Here is a 19,206-nt window from a genome sequence, read left to right on the forward strand (position 1 = left end):
CATCCGGCCGCCGCTGCAGTCAGCCGCGCTGAGGGGGAGGGTCAGCGGGGTGTCGTGGCCTGTTCGATCAAGCTGCGCGCCTGGGCGATGGCGGCGGCCTCGGCGGTCTTTCCGTCCGCGACCTCTTGCGCCAGGTCCATCAGGGGCGTGCCGGTGACGGAGCCGGTGTCTCCGACCTCTTCCAGATGGATGCCGTCATGCGCCGCGACGGCTGCGTCCCAGGCGTCGCGAACGGCGGCCCAGAAGCCCTGCGTCTTGGCCCAATACTCGTCGCCCGCCCGTGGGGAGTAGCCGGTGGTGCGGTCATAGGTGTTGATGACGTCTTCCTGGACGATGGCGATGGGTTCGCCGCCGGCCTTGCCCGACATCTTCATATTGTCCTGGATATGGACCCAGCCGTCCGGCTTCAGGATGTGGCGGTTCGTGCCCAGATAGCGGTCATAGACCGGGTTGCGCACGGCGTCCCGGCGGGCCAGCGGCCGCCAGGTCGGGTTCGACGTCCAGGCCGACAGGCCGTTGTCATAGGTCCAATGGCCCACCCCGCCATAGCGGGGCGAATCGTCGGTCTGCCACACCGTCTGGGACCAGGCGCCGGCGCGTTGATCCGCCGGAACCGGCGTCAGCGTCCACTGGCTCGGCCCCGCATAGGTCAGGACGGTTGCAGGCTGATAGGCCCAGTCCTGGCGCCAGTGTTTGACCACGATGGTCTGGCCTTCATGTTCCATGACCAGGATGTGCTGCAGACTGATCTTGTCGCCCTTGTCATAGACGACGCGCACGATCTCGCTGCCCCCGGACAGCTTCTCCTCCAGCGGGTCGTAGTCGGCGCGGAAGCTGACATTCTCGCGCATGTCGAAGTGGACGCGGTACTGGCCCGCCTGGGCCAGGATCGACTGGCGATCCCGTTCGAAGGCGTTGGCCGGCGCAGGTGCAGGCGCTGCTGCGGCGGCGGGCGCAGCGGCCTGCTGAGCCAGGGCGGCGGGCGCCGTCGAGGTCAACAGGGCGGCGGCGATCAGAATGGCGCGCATGGGGCGACCCTTTTTGGCTTTGTTGGCGGGCATGACGATCACAGGCGAAGGGTCAGCGAGACGCCGAAGTTGCGGCCCGGCTGGGTATAGGCGTCCTTGATAGCCGAGGTGGTGGACAGACCGCGCACGTCGCTCCACCAGCCATAGGTCTCGTCGAAGACGTTGAAGGCGCCGGCCCGCAGTGTGGCCCGCTCCGTCACGTTCCAATAGGCGGTCAGGTCCAGAAGCGTGAAGCTGTCGCCTAAATAGCAGGTCGTCCCACACGACAGATTATAGGTCGCCTGATCCTTCTTGCCCGACCAGGTGACCGTCGCCGACCCGCCCCAGACGCCCGACGGCGCGGCGTAGTTCAGACCCGCGACCACCTTCACCGGATCGACGCTGCCCAGTTCGGTGCGGCGGCCTCCGGTGGTCTGTTCGCCCTCGGCATAGGCGGCCGAGCCGATCAGGCTGAAGCCATTGTCCCAATAGATGTCCGCGCGGGCTTCCAGGCCCTTGATATCGACTTCGGTCAGGTTGACGTATTGATAGACCAGTGGATCGACGCCGGGGACGCCGCTGCCGCTGACGGACACCTGGTCGATGAAATCGTCGTAGTGGGTGGCGAAGGCGGTGGTGTTCAGGCGCATCTTGCCGCCGGCCACGTCGATATCGCGCAGACGGAAACCGGCCTCGAAGCTTTCGCTGGTCTCGGGCGACAGGTTCGGGTTCGGGATCGAGCGATAGCCGAAGACGGGGTTCTCGAAGTAGTTGTTCACCTGCATCGGCGACGGGGCGCGGAAGCCCAGGGCGTAGTTGGCGAAGACGCCCAGGTGCGCGCCCGTCCAATAGACGACGCCCAGCTTGGGCGAGATATGGTCGTCGCTCTGGCCCGAGGCGGCGGCCGGGAACTGGGCGTCCACCTTGGGCGACAGATCGTACCAGTCGTAACGGACCGCCGGGATGATGCTGAGCGCGCCGCCCAGCATCTCGATCTCGTCCTGCAGGAACAGGCCGGCCAACTGGTATTCAGTCTTGGGGAAGGCGCGGATGGGGAAGGTCTCGCCGACCGGCGGGGCAACGCCGTCGCGCACGCCTTCCTGTTTCGTCATCGACCAGTCGCCGCCGAAGGTGACGCGGTGCTGGGCGGCGCCGCCCTGATTGAAGACGCGCGAGCCCTGAGCCGCGAAACCATAGACGGTGTTGTCGAAGGTGGTGTCACGGGCGCGGTCGCTGGCGACTGTCGTCGTGGGACCAGAGCCGACCGTGGTGGAGATGTCGCGGTCCTCGAAGGTGTACTGGCGGGTCGTCGAGTCCTGCCAATAGCCGGACAACGAACCGTCGCTCAGGCCAAGGAAATCAGAAAAGCGCCAATCGAGGCTGACGCGGTCGCGCTGTGTCTCGTCATCGGCCGTGACCTGATTGACGGTGGTGCGGGTCGTCACCATAGGCGGTCCAAGACGGACTGCGGTCGTCGTGCCCTGGCTGCTGAGCGCGTCGCCGGTCATCGTGGAATCGAGATGGTCGTAGGTCAGGCGCAGGGTGTGGGTGGGGTTCACCTCCCACACCAGCTTGCCGAGATAGGCGTTGGAGGTGGAATCCTGAGGGTTGGCTTCTGTGCGAAGCGCGCCAAAACCGTCGACCGATCCCTTGTTCTCGGTCTCCTGATAATCGCGACGCGTATAGGCCAGCAGGCCCGAGAACGATCCCGAGCGGCCCGCCACCGCCAGACCCTCGGTCCAGCCCTCATCGGCCGAGTTGTACGCTACGCGGGCGCGGGCGCCAAAGGTTTGGTCTCCGACCAGGAAGTCCGACGGGTCCTTGGTCGTGAAGGCCACGGCGCCGGCGATGCCGTCCGAACCGTACAGAGCCGAGGCCGGACCACGCAGGATTTCGACCGACTTGATCAGGTCCAGATCGTTATAGCCGCCGCGCCCGACCGCCTGGGCGCCGAATGAGAAGCCTGAGGGCAGGCGAACGCCGTCGTTGACGATCAGCACCCGGTCGCCGCCCATGCCGCGGATGGTGAAGCCCGAGTTGCCGTCGCGTCCCGCACCCGACAGAGCCAGGCCGAAACGGGCGGGCGAGGTCGGAACGCTGACGCCCGGCTCGAACCGGATCAGGTCCTTGATGTCGGTGGCCAGCAGGGTCTCGATCTGCTCGGCGTCGATAACGCTGACCGTGCCGGGCACGTTGGACGCCAGGCGTCGCGACCGGGTGCCCAGCACGACGACGGGATCGACCTCAGCGGCAGGCGCGGCCGCAAGGGGCGCCTCGGCGTGGACGGGTTGAACGGTCAGGGCCGAACCGATGGCCGCTGCGGCGGTGGAGAGGAGGAGGAGAGTGCGCATCAATGGCCCCGCTTTATAGTTGGCGCGGTGGTACTGCGAACGATTATTAGAATCAACTGCATTGAGCGTGATGATTTGAACTCGAACCTTTGCCGTTGCGTTGTCGTGACATGAAAACAGCCCTGTTTCCGACGCTCGCCGCCTTCGCCCTGCTGTCCGCGTGCGGCGATCAGCAGGTCAATCCGCCCACCGAACCGGCCGCACCGCTTCGAACGCCTGACGCCATGCAGCCGGTGGAGGCCGTTGGGCCGTCGTCCCTGGCGGGGCGTGGCCCGCGCAGTTTCGTGGGGGTGTGGGCGGCCAATCCCGCCTGGTGCGCCGGGCCGCAGGGCGCCGACAGTCCGATCACCATCACGCCGATGCGGTTCGACGCCTATGGCCATAACTGCGACATCGCCCGAATCGACGAAGCGGGTTCAGGCTATTTCGCCGCCCTGGCCTGCATGGCGCAGGGTCGGCGCGTGAACGAACGCGTCTACATGGGCACGACCGGCGACGTCCTGACCCTGACCTATATGGATCGCGACAGGCTGACGACCAAGCTGGCGCGCTGCCCCGGCTCGCCGCGCGCGCCGGACCCCGCCAATCCGCTGGAAAAGATAATGAAGAAGGAGGGAGGGGACGCCCCTCCCGCCGCTCCGCCTAGTTGAACAGGAAGTTCATCACGTCGCCGTCCTTGACGACATAGGACTTGCCTTCCGCGCGCAGCTTGCCGGCCTCGCGCGCCTTGGCTTCGCCGCGCAGGGCCACGAAGTCGTCGAAGGCGATGGTCTCGGCGCGGATGAAGCCCTTTTCGAAGTCGGTGTGGATCACGCCCGCCGCCTGGGGGGCCGTGTCGCCGACATTGATGGTCCAGGCGCGCGCCTCCTTGGGACCGACCGTGAAATAGGTCTGCAGACCCAAGAGCTTGTAGGCCTCACGAATCAGACGGTTCAGGCCGGGTTCTTCCAGACCCAGGGTCTCCAGGAACTCCTTCTGCTCCTCGTCGTCCAGCACGGCGATCTCGGATTCGATCTGGGCCGAGATGACGACCGAGTTGGCGTTGTCCTTGGCGGCGCGGGCCGCGACCTTGTCGGACAGGTCGTTGCCCTTGTCGGCCGAGCCTTCCTCCACGTTGGACACATAGAGGGCGGGCAGGGCGGTCAGCAGTTGCAGCATATGCCAGGCCTTGGCGTCGTCCTTGGACACCTCGGCGGTGCGGGCGGGCTTGCCGGCGTTCAACTGCGCCAGGGCCAGATCGACCAGTTTCAGCGTCAGGGCCGAGTCCTTGTCGCCGCCCTTGGCGCGTTTCTCCAACTGGGGCCGGCGGCGTTCCAGGCTTTCCATGTCGGCCAGCATCAGCTCGGTCTCGATGATCTCCAGATCGGCGATCGGGTCGATACGGTCCTCGACGTGGGTGATGTCGTCGTCGATGAAGCAGCGCGCCACGAAGGCCACGGCGTCGCAATCCCGGATGTTGGCCAGAAACTGGTTGCCCAGACCCTCGCCCTTGGACGCGCCGCGCACCAGGCCGGCGACATCGACGAAGGTGATGCGCGCGGGAATGATCTCCTTGGAGCCCGCGATCTCGGCCAAGGCGTTCAGTCGCGCCTCGGGCACCGCCACGTCGCCGGTGTTCGGCTCGATGGTGCAGAACGGATAGTTGGCCGCCTGGGCCGCCGCCGTCTTGGTCAGGGCGTTGAACAGGGTGGACTTGCCGACATTGGGCAGGCCGACGATCGCGACTTTAAGGGCCATGGGTATTCCTTGGAGAAGGCGCGAGCCTTTAACCCGTTCGAACGGGTTTGTCAGGCTCGCGCTTCAAAAGGACTCAATGCGCGCCGTGATCCATGCCCGTCATCGCGGGTTGACGCACCTTGGCCTGGACCGTCACCGGCGCGGCGTCGGCGAAGTTCAGGGTCAGGGGCACGGTTTCGCCGGCGACCAGCGGGGCGGTCAGCTCCATCAGCATCAGGTGCGCCCCGCCGGGAGCCAGGGCGACGGCTTCGCCCGCAGGCAACGGCAGGCCCTGGGCCATTTCGCGCATGGTCATCATGCCGTTTTCGGTTTTCATCTCGTGAACCTGCAGCATCCCAGCGCGGGGGGTGGAGCCGCCGGTCAGCCGGTCGTCGGTCGCGGCCGTCAGGGTGACGTAGCAGCCCCCCGCCTTGGCGCCGTTCGGCGACGGACGGCACCAGGCGTCGTCGGCCACGACAGCGGCGGCCTGTCCCGCGTCGTCGGGCGTCCTGGGTCGATCCGACGGATTGCAGGCGGTCAAGGCCAGAAGAAGAACGGGCGCGGCGGCGAGGGCGGATTTGATGGTCATGGGTCAGGCCTTTCAGGAGGCGGCGGAACGGCGGCCGATCATCAGTCGTATGGCTCGATCGAGCAATACGGCCGCGATGAGGCTCAGTCCCGTCAGGGGATAGAGGATGGCGAGGGGAAGGACGATGCCCAGGACGGCGGCGCGCGCACGTGGCCCGGGCGGAGCGGGCGGGGCGCCCAGACGGCGGCGCGACAGGTCGGGCGGCCGTCGCTTCCACCACATGACAAGGCCGCTGACAGCCACCAGCCAGACGCCGAGGCAGCCCAGCAGCATGACGATGCGGTTCGCCTGCCCGAACTGTGTGCCCTGGTGGGTGTAGATACCCAGTTCGATGGCCTTGGCGCCCGCGCCGAACTGGTCATAGCCGATGTCGCCCAGCACCCGGCCCGACGCCCCGTCGATATAGAGCGAACGGCTGTCCTGGACGCGCCGTGCCTGGGTCGTGACCGTATAGGCCGTGCCCTCGCTCGCCGGGATATTGATCGCATAGGGGCGGGCCAGACCCGCCGCATCGGCGACATGCATCACCTGGGTCAAGGCGCCGTGACCGGCGTGATCGTGGGTCATGACCATGCCCTCCATGGTCCAGCCGGCGCCGACCGGCGCGTCATGGTGCTGGGCGCGCTGCCAGGCCCCGGCGACCGGGGCGGGCGGGCGGCCCCAGCCGGTCTCCTTGACCCATCCCATCACCCGGTCGCCCCAGACCGCCGACCAGGGCATGCCCGTGACCGCCAGGAACAGCACGACCCCGCCGACATAGAACCCCGTCAGGGCGTGCAGGTCGCGCCAGAAGGGCCGACGTCGGCTGTCGGTCGTCAGCGGCCTGAACACCGCCACGGCGCGCCCGCGCGGCCACCACAGATACAGGCCGGTGGCGAACAGGATGATGGTCCAGCCGGCGACGATCTCGACCAGAATGTTGAACGGCCGCCCCAGCAGCGTGAGGCTGTGCAACCGTTTGACCAACTCCATGACGCCGCCCGCCGGGATCACGCCTGTCGCGCGCCCGGTATGGGGATCGATGAAGACCGTCTTCTGTACGCCGTCGGGTCGATCCACGCGAAGCCGGACGGCCTCGTCCGCCCGTGCGGGTAGAGTCAGATTGGCCACTCTGCCGCCAGCAGCCTTGGCTGCACTGGCCGCCCAGATTTCGGGCGCGACCTGACCCTGGGCCACCGGCACGCGGATCATGTCGCGATAGACCAGGCCGTCGATCTCGTCCTTGAACAGATACAGGCCGCCCGTCAGGGCCAGCAGCATCAGGACGGGCATGACGAAGACGCCGGCGTAGAAATGCCATCGCCACACCGCGCGATAGGCGCCGGATAAATCGCCCGGCTGAGCAGAGCGCAGCGGCGGTGGCGCTGCGATCGTCTTGGAAGACATGGGAATCCTGAAGTTCAGAACAAACACGTCGCGCAGGCACGACACCGGCGCGGGCTGGCGGTCTGGATTTCAGGCGTGAGGCGGAGCGGTGGACGGCGGGCGCGGCGGCGCGCGTGCCGGGGGCGGCGCGCTGATGCCGACAGGCGCATAGACGACCGTCTCGAACCTTCGGATGACCGGCGCGGGCCGGGGCGCCGGCGGGCAGGGCAGGGCGGCGACGGGCGGGGTGACGCAGGCGGCGCACTTGGCTCCCACGTGTTTGTTGACCGGGCCGTCCGTGCCGCCCGACTGGATCGTCTGTGGTCCCTCGGCCGAGCAGATGACCAGCGGATGGCCCGGCTGGACTGCCGCCAGGGCCGCGAACGGCAACAGGGCGCCGATCACGAGCGCGAACACCGCCGCCAGGAAGGCCAGCGATTTCGAAGTCGACCAGTTGTCGGCCTGGGATCGGGTCACGGTCCGCCTCTACGGCCTTTCGGCCGGCGGCGAAAGACGGGGCGGCGGCCTAAAGTTCGCCGCGCGCCGCCTGGCGCGGGCTGAACTTGGGCGCGGGCGCCAGACGCATGACCTCGCCCTGATAGCGTTCGTCGTCGCCGGCGACCGCAAAGGGCAGGGCGTCGGCGCAGGCCTGAAGCATGGCGTTCAACCACGGCTGTTCCGCCTTGTGGAAGTCGCCGAGCACATGCGGCATGACCAGTTCCTTCTCGCCGGGATGGCCGATTCCCATGCGGGCGCGGCGGAAGTCGGCGCCCAGATGGCTGATCAGGCTGCGAACGCCGTTCTGGCCCGCCGCCCCGCCGCCGGTCTTCATGCGGAAACGGCCGGGCGCCAGGTCGATCTCGTCGTGGAAGACGATGATTTCGCTGGGCTTGATCTTGTAGAAGCGCGCCGCCTCGCCGACCGCCCGGCCGCTCTCGTTCATATAGGTCTGGGGCTTCATCAGCAGCACCCTGGTTCCATCGACGTCGCCCTCGGCGATGATCGACTGGAACTTGGCCCGCTCCGGCCCGAACCGCCAGCGTCGCGAAATCTCGTCGGCCGCCATGAAGCCGATGTTGTGCCGGTTCTTCTCGTATTTGCCCCCGGGATTGCCCAGGCCTGCGATGATGATCATGAGGTCCTCATGCCGCGTGCGTCGGGCAAAGAAAAGCCCCGCCGCGGCGAGCCGGGCGGGGCGTGATCTTGTGGAAGAGACGAAGGCTTAGCCTTCAGTCTTCTCGACCGGCGCGGCTTCGGCGTCGGCGGCCTCGTCGGCGGCGGCCGACAGGGCGGCCGAGGACACCTTGATCGTGGCGATCACGAAATCGCGGTCGGCGATGGTGGCTTCCGCGCCCTTGGGCAGGGTGATGTCCGAGATGCGGATGGTGTCGCCCATCTGCGACTTGGCCAGGTCGACGACCAGTTCTTCCGGGATCTGGTCGGCGCGGACCAGGATTTCCACGGCGTGACGAACGACTTCCAGCGAACCGCCCTGACGGGCGAAGGGCGCTTCGTCGGCGTTCAGGAAGTGAACCGGAACCTCGATCTTGACCGGGGCCTTTTCATCGACGCGCATCAGGTCGAAGTGCAGCGGGCGGTCCGAAACCGGGTCGAACTGAACGTCCTTGGCGATGACGGGCTGGGTCTCTTCGCCGTACTTCAGCGTCACCAGGTGGCCCAGCAGCTTGCCGGTGTAGAGCGACTTGCGGAAGTCCTTCTCGTTCACCGAAACGGCGACGGGGGCCTTGTCGCCGCCATACAGGACGCCCGGCACGAAACCGGCGCGACGCGCAGCGCGGGCGCCGCCAGTGCCGACGCCATCGCGGACGTCCACGTTCAGAATGATCTCGGCCATGTGGCTCGCCTCAACAACAACAGAAACGCCGCGCCAACCCTGGGCCCGCGCGGCGGGGGTCATGAACCCTCGAATTCAAGAGCGCGGGCTATTACACGCATCGAACCGGCGACGCAACTGTGAAAGGCGCCTACGCCGCCTGCGCCCGATCCTTGATGATGGCGGTCGGCGTGGCCACCAGGCTCAGCAGTTCCGCCGCATTGAACGGCTTGGCCAGGTGGTGGTCGGCGCCCGCCGCGCGTCCTGCGGCCACGTGTTCGGGCATGGCGTTGGCCGTCAGCATGACGATGGGTGTGCGCGCCAGACCCATCGCCGCCTCGTGCAGGCGAATCTCCTGCGTCGCCGTCAGGCCGTCCATGACGGGCATCTGCATGTCCATAAGCACCAGATCGAAGGCGTCGGCGCGGAAGGCCTCAACCGCTTCGGCGCCGTTTTCGGCCATTGTGATCCTGGCGGGCGTCTGCGCCAGAATCAGTTCGATGACGCGCCGGTTGGTCGGGTGATCGTCCGCGACCAGGACGCGCACGGCGCGCGAAGCATCGGCGTGTTCCGGCGCCGCCCCGGCCGGTTCTTCCGCCTGAGGCGCGGCGCATGGCTTTAGCGGCAGGGTCAGGATGAAGGCCGCGCCGCTGCCCGGCTCGCTCTCGCAATCCAGATCGCCGCCCATCATTTCCGCCAGCTGGCGGCAGATCGACAGGCCCAGGCCCGACCCGCCGAACTTGCGGGTGATGCCGCCGTCGGCCTGTTCGAACCGGCTGAACAGCCGCTCGCGCGTCGCCGCGTCGAAGCCGATGCCGCTGTCCTCGACGGTGAAGCGCAGCACCGGATTTCCGTCCCGATCCTGTCCGCGCTGGACGATCAGGCCGACGAAGCCCTGGCTGGTGAACTTGACGGCGTTGGAGATCAGATTGGTCAGCACCTGTTTGACGCGCACCGCGTCGCCCATCACCCACACGCCGTCCTCAAGGTCGATGTCGACATGGAAATCCAGATGCTTCTGGCGGGCGTTCTCGGCATACAGCTGGGCGGCTTCCCGCACCACGACCGCCAGTTCAAAGGCGTCCTCGGTCAGCTCCAGCTTGCCCGATTCGACGCGGGCCAGGTCCAGGATGTCGCTGAGCAGGGTCTGCAGCGTCTTGCCTGAGGCCTGCATCAGATCCAGCATCTCGCGCTGATCCGGCGTCAGATCGGTCTTGGCCAGAGCCTGCGACAGGCCGATTACGCCGTTCAGGGGCGTGCGGATCTCGTGGCTCATATTGGCCAGGAACTGCGACTTGGCGACATTGGCCGCCTCGGCGGCGTCGCGCGCCTCGGCCAGAGCTTCGGCGTCGCGTTTCAGGTCGGTGATGTCGTTGCAGACGATCACGGTGCCGCCTTCGGACGTGCGGCGGTCCTGAATGCGAAGCCAGCGCCCGCCGCCGACCTGCTGCTCGATGTTGGAGGATAGCTGACGCCGGGCGCGGATGCGTGCGTTCAGCCACTCGTCCTCGCGGCCGCGCGCCTCATCATAGCGCCCTTGCTCGATGCCGATCCGCAGGGCTTCGCGGAATGTCAGACCGACGACGAGATGGGGTTGAAGTTCGGGATTCAGTTCGGCGTAACGGGCGTTCCACAGCACCAGCCGGTCCTTCGAATCATAGAAGCCCAGGCCGTCCGGCATGGCGTCCACCGCCTCGCGGATGCGGCGCAGGTCGGTGGATCGGGCGACATAGGCCATGACGCTCAATGCGCCGCCGACGCCGCACATCAGCAACAGCACCACGCCGACCAGCACACCCATGGCGGTTGGCGACAGGCCGCGGTCGTGAAGCACGGCGGGGTCGGGAACCACGGTGATGGCCGCCATGCCGACGAAGTGCAGCACCATGACGGTCAGCGACAGACCGGTTGTGGTCATCAGCAGATTCGCGACGCCGCCGCGCTTGTAAAAGAAGGATGTCGTCCCGCCGATGATCATGGCGCCGACAATGGACGCCGCGACCAGGCCGAGGTCCCAGGTGATGTAGGCCGGACCCTTGATCGCGGCCATGCCGAGATAGTGCATCGCGCCGATGCCGGCGACGGCGATCACCGCCGCCATCACCCGCCAGGCGGGCCCCTTGCCCAGTTGTGTCGAGCCGATCGTGAGCCCGATCATGGCCAGGGCGACCGCCAGGGACGCCAGCGTCAGACCCAAATCATAGCGAACCGGCACGCTGGCGACGAAACCCTGCATGGCGATGAAATGCGTCGCCCAGATCGACAGGGCGCCGACGATCGTGGCCATGACGACGGCGCGCCGGCGGGCGCCGGGGTCACGCGGCGGCGTCCGCTCCATGAACCGCGTCGAAACGCCAATACCGACCATGCAGATCAGCGCGGCCAACAGTGTGATCCGCCAGTCGTGATCGCGCGCAATACAGAAGATGATGCGGTCCACGAGGTCTCCCCTTGGCGACACCATGGCCGAAAATCCTAAAGAAACCGTGCGGCGACGCTTGAAACCTTGCCAGCCTGTCGAAGCGCCGTCACAGAATCCATGCAAGGATCGGATATCGCCGTGGATTTTTGAGGTCGCCCCCCTTCCATGCCTTATGAAAGTTCGCCCTCGCCCGTCGCGCCGATGTCGTCGTCGCGTCTCTGGACGGTGGGAGCCAGCGTCGGCATCGCCATTCTGATCCTCGTGGTGCTGGCGATCCTGCATCCCGAACTGGCGAGCTGGCTGCTGGGCGGAGCGGTGATCGTGGCGGCTTCGGCCTGGCTGCTGAACATGCCGGGCTCGGCCGACGCCGCCCCGGCCGCCGCCGACGGCGCAGCCGCCGATGCGACGACCGACCCCGCCGCCGGCGAGCTGCTGGACCGGGTGTTCGAGGCGCTTGACGATCCGGTGCTGGTCGTCAGCGGCGGGGAGCCGGACGATATCGCGGGCCGACGCGTCGTCATGGCCAACAGCGCCGCGCGCGACCTGTTGCGGATTCAGCGGCAGGGCGCCCTGCTGGTCCAGGTCATCCGCGAACCGGGCGTGCTGGAGGCTGTGGACGAAGCCCTGTTCGGCGGCGCGTCTCGCACCACCGACTACACCACCGGCGGACAGAGGGATCGGCTATGGCGGGCCTGGACCCGGCCGCTGTCCATCGCGGCGGATGTCGCGCCGGGCGGCGAAATGGCGCTTCTGATCCTGCGCGACGAGACGGACGCGCGGCGCACGGAGATGATGCGGGTCGACTTCCTGGCCAACGCCAGTCACGAACTGCGTACGCCCCTGGCCTCGCTGAGCGGCTTCATAGAGACGCTCAAAGGGCACGCGCGCGACGACGTGGCGGCGCGCGACCGTTTCCTGGACATCATGTCGGCCCAGGCGGACCGGATGGGGCGGCTTGTGGCGGACCTGCTCTCGCTCAGCCGGATCGAACTGAACGAACATATTCCCCCGTCGGGCCGGGTCGATCTGGACCGCGCCGCGTCCGACGTGGTGGACGCCATCAGCATCTTGACGCGCGAAAAGGCGATCGCCATCGCCCTGGATCAGGGGGAGGCGAGGGCGTCGGTCAGCGGGGATCGCGACGAAATCCTTCAGGTCGTCCAGAACCTGCTCGACAACGCCGTCAAATATTCGTCACGCGGCGGAACGGTCGAGATTTCCGTGCGGTCCGACCTGTCGTTCGACGAGGCCTGGGCGTCGCGGATGCCCGGGGCCACAAGGCTTCCCCTGGTCACGCCGGACCGGACGGCCGGCGTTCTCTATGCGGCCGTCACGGTGCGCGATCACGGGCCAGGCCTGGCCCGTGAACACCTGCCGCGCCTGACCGAGCGTTTCTATCGCGTCGAGGGCCAGAAGAGCGGCGAACGCCAGGGCACCGGCCTGGGGCTGGCCATCGTCAAACACATCATGAACCGGCACCAGGGCGGACTGGTGGTGGAAAGCGCCCCGGGCATGGGCGCGGCGTTCACCGCCTGGTTCCCGCAGCCGGAGCGGCGATAGGGCGTGTGCGGCGGGCATCACGGGCCTGTCACTGTCACCCAACTGTCATCCAGTCGTCTTAATCCGCTGACCATTCGCGGGCAGTAGTCGCGCCGCGTCGGTCCCGATGTTCAGGGCCGCACGCCGATTCGCGCGCGTCGCTTCGGACTTCTAATGATCTGGATTTATCTGCTGATCCTCATGGCGCTGAGCGCGACCGCCTTTCTGGGCGGTCGAGAGCTGGCGCGTCGCCGCGCGATCGGCGCCAAACCCCATTCGCGCCCCGGCCAACACGGCGCCTACGCGCTGATCTGGGTGGCCGCGCCGGCGCTTCTGGTGCTGGTCATGGCCTCGGTCTTTTCCGCGCCGTTGCAGCGTCAGCTGACGGCCTCGGGCACGCCCGAAGCGGTCGCGTCGCTGGAGCCGTTCCGCCGCGACGCCTTCTTCGCCGACGCCTACCGCGTGGGTCGGGGGCAGGCCGCCTTGCAGATCTGGGAGCGCCCGCTGGCCGAGCAACTGCCGGTCGAGGCGCGCCGCATGGTCCGTATCGAGCGCACCCTGTCGTGGGGCGGCGGCGCTGCGGCCATTCTGGCCGCCATTCTGGGCGGCCTGTTCGCCCTGACGCAGATCAAGCCGAAGACACGCGCCCGCAACCGGGTCGAGGGGTGGATCTACGGCGCCCTGTTCGTGTGTTCGGCCATCGCCGTCCTGACCACCCTGGGCATCATCGCCTCCCTGGCCTTCGACAGTTTCCGCTTCTTCCAGAAAGTGCCGGTCTTTGACTTCCTGTTCGGAACCCAGTGGAGCCCGCAGATCGCGATCCGCGCCGATCAGGTCGGCTCGTCGGGCGCCTTCGGGGCCGTGCCGCTGTTCGCCGGCACCCTGCTGATCATGGTCATCGCCATGTGCGTGGCTGCGCCGATCGGCCTGTTGTCGGCCATCTATCTGTCGGAATACGCCAGCCGCACCACCCGCGCCGTCATCAAGCCGCTGCTGGAGATTCTGGCCGGGGTGCCGACGGTCGTCTACGGCTTCTTCGCCGCCCTGACCGTGGGGCCGATCCTGCGGGTCTTCTTCAACGAGATCGGCCTGTTCCTGATCGGCGGCCCGCTGGATGGGCTCGGCCAGTATCTGGCCCTGGTGCAGAACCAGATGGCCCTGACCGCCGGGGCCGTGATGGGCATCATGTTGATCCCCTTCGTGTCGTCCTTGTCCGATGACATCCTGAACGCCGTGCCGCAAAGCCTGCGCGACGGCTCATTCGCCATGGGCGCCACCAAGTCCGAGACGGTCAAGCGCGTGCTGCTGCCGGCCGCCCTGCCGGGCATCGCCGGCGCCCTGCTGCTGGCCGTGTCGCGCGCCATCGGCGAGACGATGATCGTGACCATGGCCGCGGGCCTGGCCGCCAACCTGACCTTCAATCCGCTGGATACGGTGACCACCGTCACGGTGCAGATCGTGACCCTTCTGACCGGGGATCAGGAGTTCAACAGCGCCAAGACCCTGTCGGCCTTCGGCCTGGGCCTGACCCTGTTCCTGGTCACCCTGTTGCTGAACATCATCGCCCACCGGATCGTCCAGACCTATCGGGAACAATATGACTGACGCGACCCCCGATCGGATCGACGGCGCATCCGCCAACGGGCGGCTGGAACGCCTGCGCGCGGGGCTGAAACGCCGCCACGCCAAGGAGACGCGCTTCAAATGGTATGGCCGCCTGGCCATCGCCGCCGCCATGCTGTTCCTGGCGGTCCTGTTGGTCCGCATCGTCGAACAGGGCCACACGGCCTTCTACACCCACACGGTGACGGTGCCGGTCTATATGGACCCGGCCCGCATTGATCGCGCCTATCCGCAAGGCTCCAACTTCGAGCAACTGGCGGCCGAACAGCAGCTTCAGCGGATGGGCGTCGCCGACGACGCGGCCGGGACCAAGGCCGCGCAGATGAAGCGCCTGTTCTCGTCGGAGCTGAAGTTCGTCGCCGCCGATCTGGTCGCCAAGCGTGGCGAGGTCATCGGCGAGACCGTGCCCCTGGCCGTGCCGCTGTCCGACGACGCCGACCTGTATCTGAAGGGCGAAATCTCCAGCGCCACACCGGAGGATCAGCGCCGCCTGTCCGACCAGCAGATCGCCTGGCTGGACAAGATGAAGGCCGACGGCGTCATCGGCGCCCACTTCAACACCGCCCTGTTCACCAAAGGCGATTCCACCCAGCCCGAGTTGGCCGGGGTGCTGGGCGCCGTGGTCGGTTCGGCGCTGATGCTGCTGGTCACGGCCCTGATCGCCATTCCGCTGGGCGTCGGCGCCGCCATCTGGCTGGAAGAGTTCGCGCCCAAGAACAAGCTGACCGACATTATCGAGGTCAATATCAACAACCTCGCCGCCGTGCCGTCGATCGTCTACGGCCTGTTGGGTCTGGCCCTGTTCATCAACTGGATGCATCTGCCGCGCGCCAGCCCCATCGTGGGCGGTCTGGTCCTGGCCCTGATGGCCCTGCCGACGCTGGTCATCGCCACCCGTTCGGCCCTGAAGGCGGTGCCGCCCTCGATCCGCGAGGCCGCCCTGGCCATGGGCGCGTCCAAGACCCAGACGGTGTTCAGCCACGTCCTGCCGCTGGCCATGCCGGGCGTCATGACCGGCGCCATCATCTCGATGGCTCACGCCTTAGGCGAGACCGCGCCGCTGCTGCTGATCGGCATGGTCAGCTTCGTGCCGGGCGTGCCGCATGCCATCGACCAGCCCGTCGGCGCCCTGCCGTCGCTGATCTACATCTGGGAGAACGCCTCGGAGCGGGCCTTCCACGAACGCACCGCCGCGGCGATCATCGTCCTGCTGGTCTTCATGATCATCATGAACGCGGCGGCCATCATCCTGAGGCGGCGCTTCGAGCGTCGGTGGTAAGAGAATGAAATTCCGTATTTTCCGCTCCGCCGAAGACCAGACGGGCGCCGGCCCGGTCGATCCGACCCAGACGCCGCGCATGGGCGGCCAGGTCCTGCCTGAGGTCGCGCCCGCATCCGACGCCGCGCGCGCCGAACCGCGCGTGGACGATGTTGCGCCCGTCACGGCCTCGACCGTCGTCGACACCCCGCCGACGGGCCCCATCAAGATCGCCGCCCGCGATGTCTCGGTCTTCTATGAAGGCAAGCAGGCGCTCTACGACGTCTCGCTGGACATCCCGGACAAGACCGTCACGGCCCTGATCGGCCCGTCAGGCTGCGGCAAGTCGACCTTCCTGCGGACCATGAACCGCATGAACGACACCATCGCCGGGGCCAAGGTCACGGGCCGGATCGCGATGGACGACGAGGACATCAACGACCGCTCCATCGATCCGGTGCTGCTGCGCGCCCGCGTGGGCATGGTGTTCCAGCGTCCGAACCCCTTCCCCAAGTCGATCTATGAAAACGTCGCCTATGGGCCGAAAATCCACGGCCTGGTCTCGGCCAAGTCGGAGATGGACGGGGTGGTCGAAAGCGCCCTGAAGCGTGCGGGTCTGTGGGAAGAGGTCGCCGACCGCCTGCAGTCTTCGGCCATGGGCCTGTCGGGCGGTCAGCAGCAGCGTCTGGTCATCGCCCGCGCCATCGCCGTGAACCCCGAAGTCATCCTGATGGACGAGCCCTGCTCGGCCCTGGACCCCATCGCCACGGCGCGGATCGAGGAACTGATCGACGAACTGCGCGAACGGTTCTGCATCGTCATCGTCACCCACTCGATGGCCCAGGCCGCGCGCGTGTCGCAACGCACCGCCTTCTTCCACATGGGGCGTCTGATCGAGACCGGGGATACGGAAGACATCTTCCAGAACCCGCGTGAACGCCGCACGTTGGACTATATCACGGGACGCTTCGGCTAATGAACCAGCACACGGTCAAGGCTTACGGCGACGAGTTGAACCAGATCACGGCCGAGATCGCCCGCATGGGCGGTCTGGCCGAGGCCCAGGTCGCGGACGCCATCGACTCCGTCGCCCGTCGCGATGTGGCCCTGGCCCGCGCGGTGGTCGAGCGTGACCTGAAGCTGGACGCCCTGCACCGGGACGTCGAGAAGAAGGCCATCCGCCTGATCGCCCTGCGCCAGCCGGTCGCCAGCGACCTGCGCCGCACCTTGGGCGCCATGAAGATCGCCACCGATCTGGAGCGCACCGGCGATCTGGCCAAGAACATCGCCAAGCGCGCCCTGATCCTGGCCGACAGCGAGCCGATGCAGCCCCTGACACGCTCCATCGAGCGGATGGGCCGGCTGGTCTCGACCCGGCTGCGCGATGTGCTGGACGCCTATACGGCGTCGGAGCTGGATCGCGCCGTCGCCGTCTGGCAGACGGATGACGAGGTCGACGAACACTATAACGCCCTGTTCCGTGAACTGCTGACCTATATGATGGGCGACCCGCGCATGATCGGCGCCTGCACCCATCTGCTGTTCATGGCCAAGAACCTGGAGCGGATCGGCGACCACGCGACCAATATCGCCGAAACCGTCCACTACGAGATCACCGGCGACGACATCGTGGGCGAACGCCCGCGCGCCCAGCCAACGGCCGAGGACACTGATCCCACGCCGAACCTTTCCACGCACTGACCCGAGACCGGAGACCCGACGTGCAGCCCTATATCCTTGTGATGGAAGACGAGGACGCGCTGGCGACCCTGCTTCAGTACAATCTGGAGAAGGAAGGCTACGACGTCACCGTCGCCGCAGAAGGGGAGGAGGGAATGCTTCTGATCGACGAGCGTCAGCCCGATCTGGTCCTGCTGGACTGGATGTTGCCTAAGCTGTCGGGCATCGAGGTCTGCCGTCGCATCCGGGGCAAGGCCGAGACCCGCAACCTGCCGATCATCATGCTGACCGCGCGCGGCGAGGAAAGCGATCGGGTGCGGGGCCTGGACACCGGCGCCGACGACTATCTGACCAAACCCTTTTCGATGGTCGAGTTGATCGCCCGCATTCGCGCCGTGTTGCGCCGCATCCGTCCCGGCCTGGCCGACGACCGGCTGAACCACGGCGACATCATCATCGACCGGGTGTCGCATCGGGTGAAGCGTTCGGGCCAGGAGGTCCATCTGGGGCCGACCGAGTTCCGCCTGCTGGACCATTTCATGCAGCATCCAGGCCGGGTGTTCAGCCGCGAGCAGTTGCTGGACGCAGTCTGGGGCTCGGACGTCTATGTCGAGGCCCGTACCGTGGACGTCCACGTCGGCCGCCTGCGCAAGGCCCTGTCCATCGGCGACGACAGCGCAAATCCGATCCGCACCGTCCGCTCCGCGGGCTATTCGCTGGATCTGGAAGGCTAAAATAGAAAGGGCGGCTCCAGGAGCCGCCCTTTTTCGTTCAAATCTGTTCGGCGACCACGTCGTCGGGGTCCAGCGCATAGACGGTCGCGCAGTATTCGCACGTCACGTGTATCTTGCCGTCATCCTCCAGCATGTCGGCGCGCTCCGCCGGATCGAACGAGGCCAGGACCGAGGCGATCCGGTCGCGTGAACAACGGCACACGGCCGTCAGCTCTCGCGCGCCTTCCAGCCGCACCCCATCCTCATGGAACAGGCGGAACAGCAGGGTCTCGGGCGAGATCGTCGGGTCGATCAGCTCGTCGTCGGCCAGGGTGCCGAACAGGGCGCGCGTGCGGTCCCACACATCCTCGGTCGATCCGCGCGTCTCGTCGCCCGCGATGATCTGGATCATCGCCCCGCCGGCGCGCCATTGCGAACCCGCCTCGGTTTCGACCTGGCCGACCGCCAGCCGCACCTTGGTCGGCACCTGTTCGGACTGTTGGAAATAGTGTTCGGCCGCCAGCGACAGGCTTTCGCCCTCGATGGGGGTGATGCCCTGGGTCCGTTCGAAATCCGGGCCGCGATCCAGGGTCATGACGAAGACGCCCTGGCCCAGCAGCGACCGGGCGCCGGGCCGGGCGAAGCCCTTGGACGCCTCGGCCACCTCGGCCTCGTCATAGCGGCAATAGCCGCGCAGGGAGCCGTCGGTGCCATAATCGGCGACGACATAGCGCACGGGGCCGTCGCCCTGGGCCTGGACCAGCAGCCTGCCCTCGAACTTCAGGCTTGAGCCGATCAGGGCCGCAAGGGCGCAGGCTTCGCCCAGCAGGGCGGCGACAGGCTCGGGATAGGCGTGGGCGGCCAGGATCTTGTCGATGGCGGCGCCCAGGCGAACCAGGCGACCGCGCACGGGCCAGCCCTCGATCTGGAAGGCGGCGGCCAGATCGTCGGAAATAGGAGATTGGGGCGCGTGATCGGTCACGGCAGGGTCCTTTGGCGACGTCATTTCGGGATCGCGGCTATGTAGGCGCCCGGGCGGCTGTTGATAAGGGGCGATCCGGCGCGGCGTTCGCATCCTGCGACATGCGCGCGACGGAACCCTTTTCGGC

General features: G+C 67.2%; 17 protein-coding genes. 7 read left to right on the plus strand and 10 right to left on the minus strand.

Features of this window, described 5'->3' with window-relative positions; translation table 11 throughout:
• Positions 1-41: 41 nt before the first annotated feature.
• Both P0Y50_09975 and P0Y50_09980 read right to left on the minus strand, forming a co-directional pair.
• Positions 42-1,028, minus strand: coding sequence for a hypothetical protein (locus tag P0Y50_09975; protein WEK38876.1), 987 nt, complete (start codon positions 1,026-1,028; stop codon positions 42-44).
• Between the two features lie 38 nt (positions 1,029-1,066).
• Positions 1,067-3,358, minus strand: coding sequence for a TonB-dependent hemoglobin/transferrin/lactoferrin family receptor (locus P0Y50_09980; GenBank protein ID WEK38877.1), 2,292 nt, complete (start codon positions 3,356-3,358; stop codon positions 1,067-1,069).
• A gap of 110 nt (positions 3,359-3,468) precedes the next feature.
• On the opposite strand from P0Y50_09980, the gene P0Y50_09985 reads away from it, so the two are divergent.
• Positions 3,469-4,008 (plus strand): hypothetical protein, encoded by a 540-nt coding sequence (locus P0Y50_09985; GenBank protein WEK38878.1) that lies wholly within the window; start codon positions 3,469-3,471, stop codon positions 4,006-4,008.
• Here the strand turns inward: P0Y50_09985 and ychF are convergent.
• From ychF to P0Y50_10020, 7 genes are all read right to left on the minus strand, one after another.
• Positions 4,001-5,095, minus strand: coding sequence for a redox-regulated ATPase YchF (gene ychF / locus P0Y50_09990; GenBank protein WEK38879.1), 1,095 nt, complete (start codon positions 5,093-5,095; stop codon positions 4,001-4,003). The two genes, P0Y50_09985 and ychF, sit on opposite strands and share 8 nt — an antisense overlap.
• Before the next feature lie 73 nt (positions 5,096-5,168).
• On the minus strand, positions 5,169-5,663 hold the full coding sequence (locus tag P0Y50_09995) for a copper chaperone PCu(A)C (protein ID WEK38880.1): 495 nt from the start codon (positions 5,661-5,663) through the stop codon (positions 5,169-5,171).
• A gap of 12 nt (positions 5,664-5,675) precedes the next feature.
• Positions 5,676-7,049: a PepSY domain-containing protein gene (locus P0Y50_10000; protein WEK38881.1), complete on the minus strand. Its 1,374-nt coding sequence runs from the start codon at positions 7,047-7,049 to the stop codon at positions 5,676-5,678.
• A gap of 69 nt (positions 7,050-7,118) precedes the next feature.
• Positions 7,119-7,505, minus strand: coding sequence for a hypothetical protein (locus P0Y50_10005; protein ID WEK38882.1), 387 nt, complete (start codon positions 7,503-7,505; stop codon positions 7,119-7,121).
• 49 nt (positions 7,506-7,554) lie between these two features.
• The gene (gene pth / locus P0Y50_10010; GenBank protein WEK38883.1) at positions 7,555-8,163 is read right to left on the minus strand and encodes an aminoacyl-tRNA hydrolase; all 609 of its coding nucleotides are present in this window, start codon (positions 8,161-8,163) and stop codon (positions 7,555-7,557) included.
• Positions 8,164-8,250: 87 nt separating this feature from the next.
• A complete protein-coding gene (locus tag P0Y50_10015) occupies positions 8,251-8,883 on the minus strand; it encodes a 50S ribosomal protein L25/general stress protein Ctc (protein WEK38884.1) in 633 nt (210 codons plus the stop codon).
• A 130-nt stretch (positions 8,884-9,013) separates the two neighbouring features.
• A complete protein-coding gene (locus tag P0Y50_10020) occupies positions 9,014-11,302 on the minus strand; it encodes a response regulator (protein ID WEK38885.1) in 2,289 nt (762 codons plus the stop codon).
• Between the two features lie 147 nt (positions 11,303-11,449).
• Here P0Y50_10020 and P0Y50_10025 point away from each other — a divergent pair, with 147 nt between their 5' ends.
• The 6 genes from P0Y50_10025 to phoB all read left to right on the plus strand — a co-directional run bounded on the left by P0Y50_10025 (position 11,450) and on the right by phoB (position 18,118).
• Positions 11,450-12,844 (plus strand): ATP-binding protein, encoded by a 1,395-nt coding sequence (locus P0Y50_10025; protein WEK38886.1) that lies wholly within the window; start codon positions 11,450-11,452, stop codon positions 12,842-12,844.
• Between the two features lie 153 nt (positions 12,845-12,997).
• Positions 12,998-14,428 carry a phosphate ABC transporter permease subunit PstC gene (pstC, locus tag P0Y50_10030; protein WEK38887.1) on the plus strand — a complete coding sequence of 477 codons (1,431 nt, stop codon included), beginning with the start codon at positions 12,998-13,000 and terminating at the stop codon, positions 14,426-14,428.
• Positions 14,421-15,725, plus strand: coding sequence for a phosphate ABC transporter permease PstA (pstA, locus tag P0Y50_10035; GenBank protein WEK38888.1), 1,305 nt, complete (start codon positions 14,421-14,423; stop codon positions 15,723-15,725). Before pstC ends, pstA begins: the two co-directional genes overlap by 8 nt.
• 4 nt (positions 15,726-15,729) lie before the next feature.
• The gene (pstB, locus tag P0Y50_10040) at positions 15,730-16,680 is read left to right on the plus strand and encodes a phosphate ABC transporter ATP-binding protein PstB (GenBank protein WEK38889.1); all 951 of its coding nucleotides are present in this window, start codon (positions 15,730-15,732) and stop codon (positions 16,678-16,680) included.
• Positions 16,680-17,405 carry a phosphate signaling complex protein PhoU gene (gene phoU / locus P0Y50_10045; GenBank protein WEK38890.1) on the plus strand — a complete coding sequence of 242 codons (726 nt, stop codon included), beginning with the start codon at positions 16,680-16,682 and terminating at the stop codon, positions 17,403-17,405. Before pstB ends, phoU begins: the two co-directional genes overlap by 1 nt.
• 20 nt (positions 17,406-17,425) lie before the next feature.
• Entirely contained in the window at positions 17,426-18,118 is a 693-nt protein-coding gene (phoB, locus tag P0Y50_10050; protein ID WEK38891.1) for a phosphate regulon transcriptional regulator PhoB, read from the plus strand.
• Positions 18,119-18,155: 37 nt separating this feature from the next.
• On the opposite strand, the gene P0Y50_10055 is transcribed toward phoB, so the two are convergent.
• The gene (locus tag P0Y50_10055; GenBank protein WEK38892.1) at positions 18,156-19,079 is read right to left on the minus strand and encodes an Hsp33 family molecular chaperone; all 924 of its coding nucleotides are present in this window, start codon (positions 19,077-19,079) and stop codon (positions 18,156-18,158) included.
• Between the last annotated feature and the right edge of the window lie 127 nt (positions 19,080-19,206).

This window comes from Candidatus Brevundimonas colombiensis (assembly GCA_029202665.1).
In the GTDB taxonomy this organism is placed as follows: Bacteria; Pseudomonadota; Alphaproteobacteria; order Caulobacterales; family Caulobacteraceae; genus Brevundimonas; species Brevundimonas colombiensis.

Bases quoted from the DNA above. Each gene is read 5' to 3' on its own strand.
- P0Y50_09975 (WEK38876.1), bottom strand. From the start codon at position 1,028: ATGCGCGCCATTCTGATCGCCGCCGCCCTGTTGACCTCGACGGCGCCC.
- P0Y50_09980 (WEK38877.1), bottom strand. From the start codon at position 3,358: ATGCGCACTCTCCTCCTCCTCTCCACCGCCGCAGCGGCCATCGGTTCG.
- P0Y50_09985 (WEK38878.1), top strand. From the start codon at position 3,469: ATGAAAACAGCCCTGTTTCCGACGCTCGCCGCCTTCGCCCTGCTGTCC.
- ychF (WEK38879.1), bottom strand. From the start codon at position 5,095: ATGGCCCTTAAAGTCGCGATCGTCGGCCTGCCCAATGTCGGCAAGTCC.
- P0Y50_09995 (WEK38880.1), bottom strand. From the start codon at position 5,663: ATGACCATCAAATCCGCCCTCGCCGCCGCGCCCGTTCTTCTTCTGGCC.
- P0Y50_10000 (WEK38881.1), bottom strand. From the start codon at position 7,049: ATGTCTTCCAAGACGATCGCAGCGCCACCGCCGCTGCGCTCTGCTCAG.
- pth (WEK38883.1), bottom strand. From the start codon at position 8,163: ATGATCATCATCGCAGGCCTGGGCAATCCCGGGGGCAAATACGAGAAG.
- P0Y50_10015 (WEK38884.1), bottom strand. From the start codon at position 8,883: ATGGCCGAGATCATTCTGAACGTGGACGTCCGCGATGGCGTCGGCACT.
- P0Y50_10025 (WEK38886.1), top strand. From the start codon at position 11,450: ATGCCTTATGAAAGTTCGCCCTCGCCCGTCGCGCCGATGTCGTCGTCG.
- pstC (WEK38887.1), top strand. From the start codon at position 12,998: ATGATCTGGATTTATCTGCTGATCCTCATGGCGCTGAGCGCGACCGCC.
- pstA (WEK38888.1), top strand. From the start codon at position 14,421: ATGACTGACGCGACCCCCGATCGGATCGACGGCGCATCCGCCAACGGG.
- pstB (WEK38889.1), top strand. From the start codon at position 15,730: ATGAAATTCCGTATTTTCCGCTCCGCCGAAGACCAGACGGGCGCCGGC.
- phoU (WEK38890.1), top strand. From the start codon at position 16,680: ATGAACCAGCACACGGTCAAGGCTTACGGCGACGAGTTGAACCAGATC.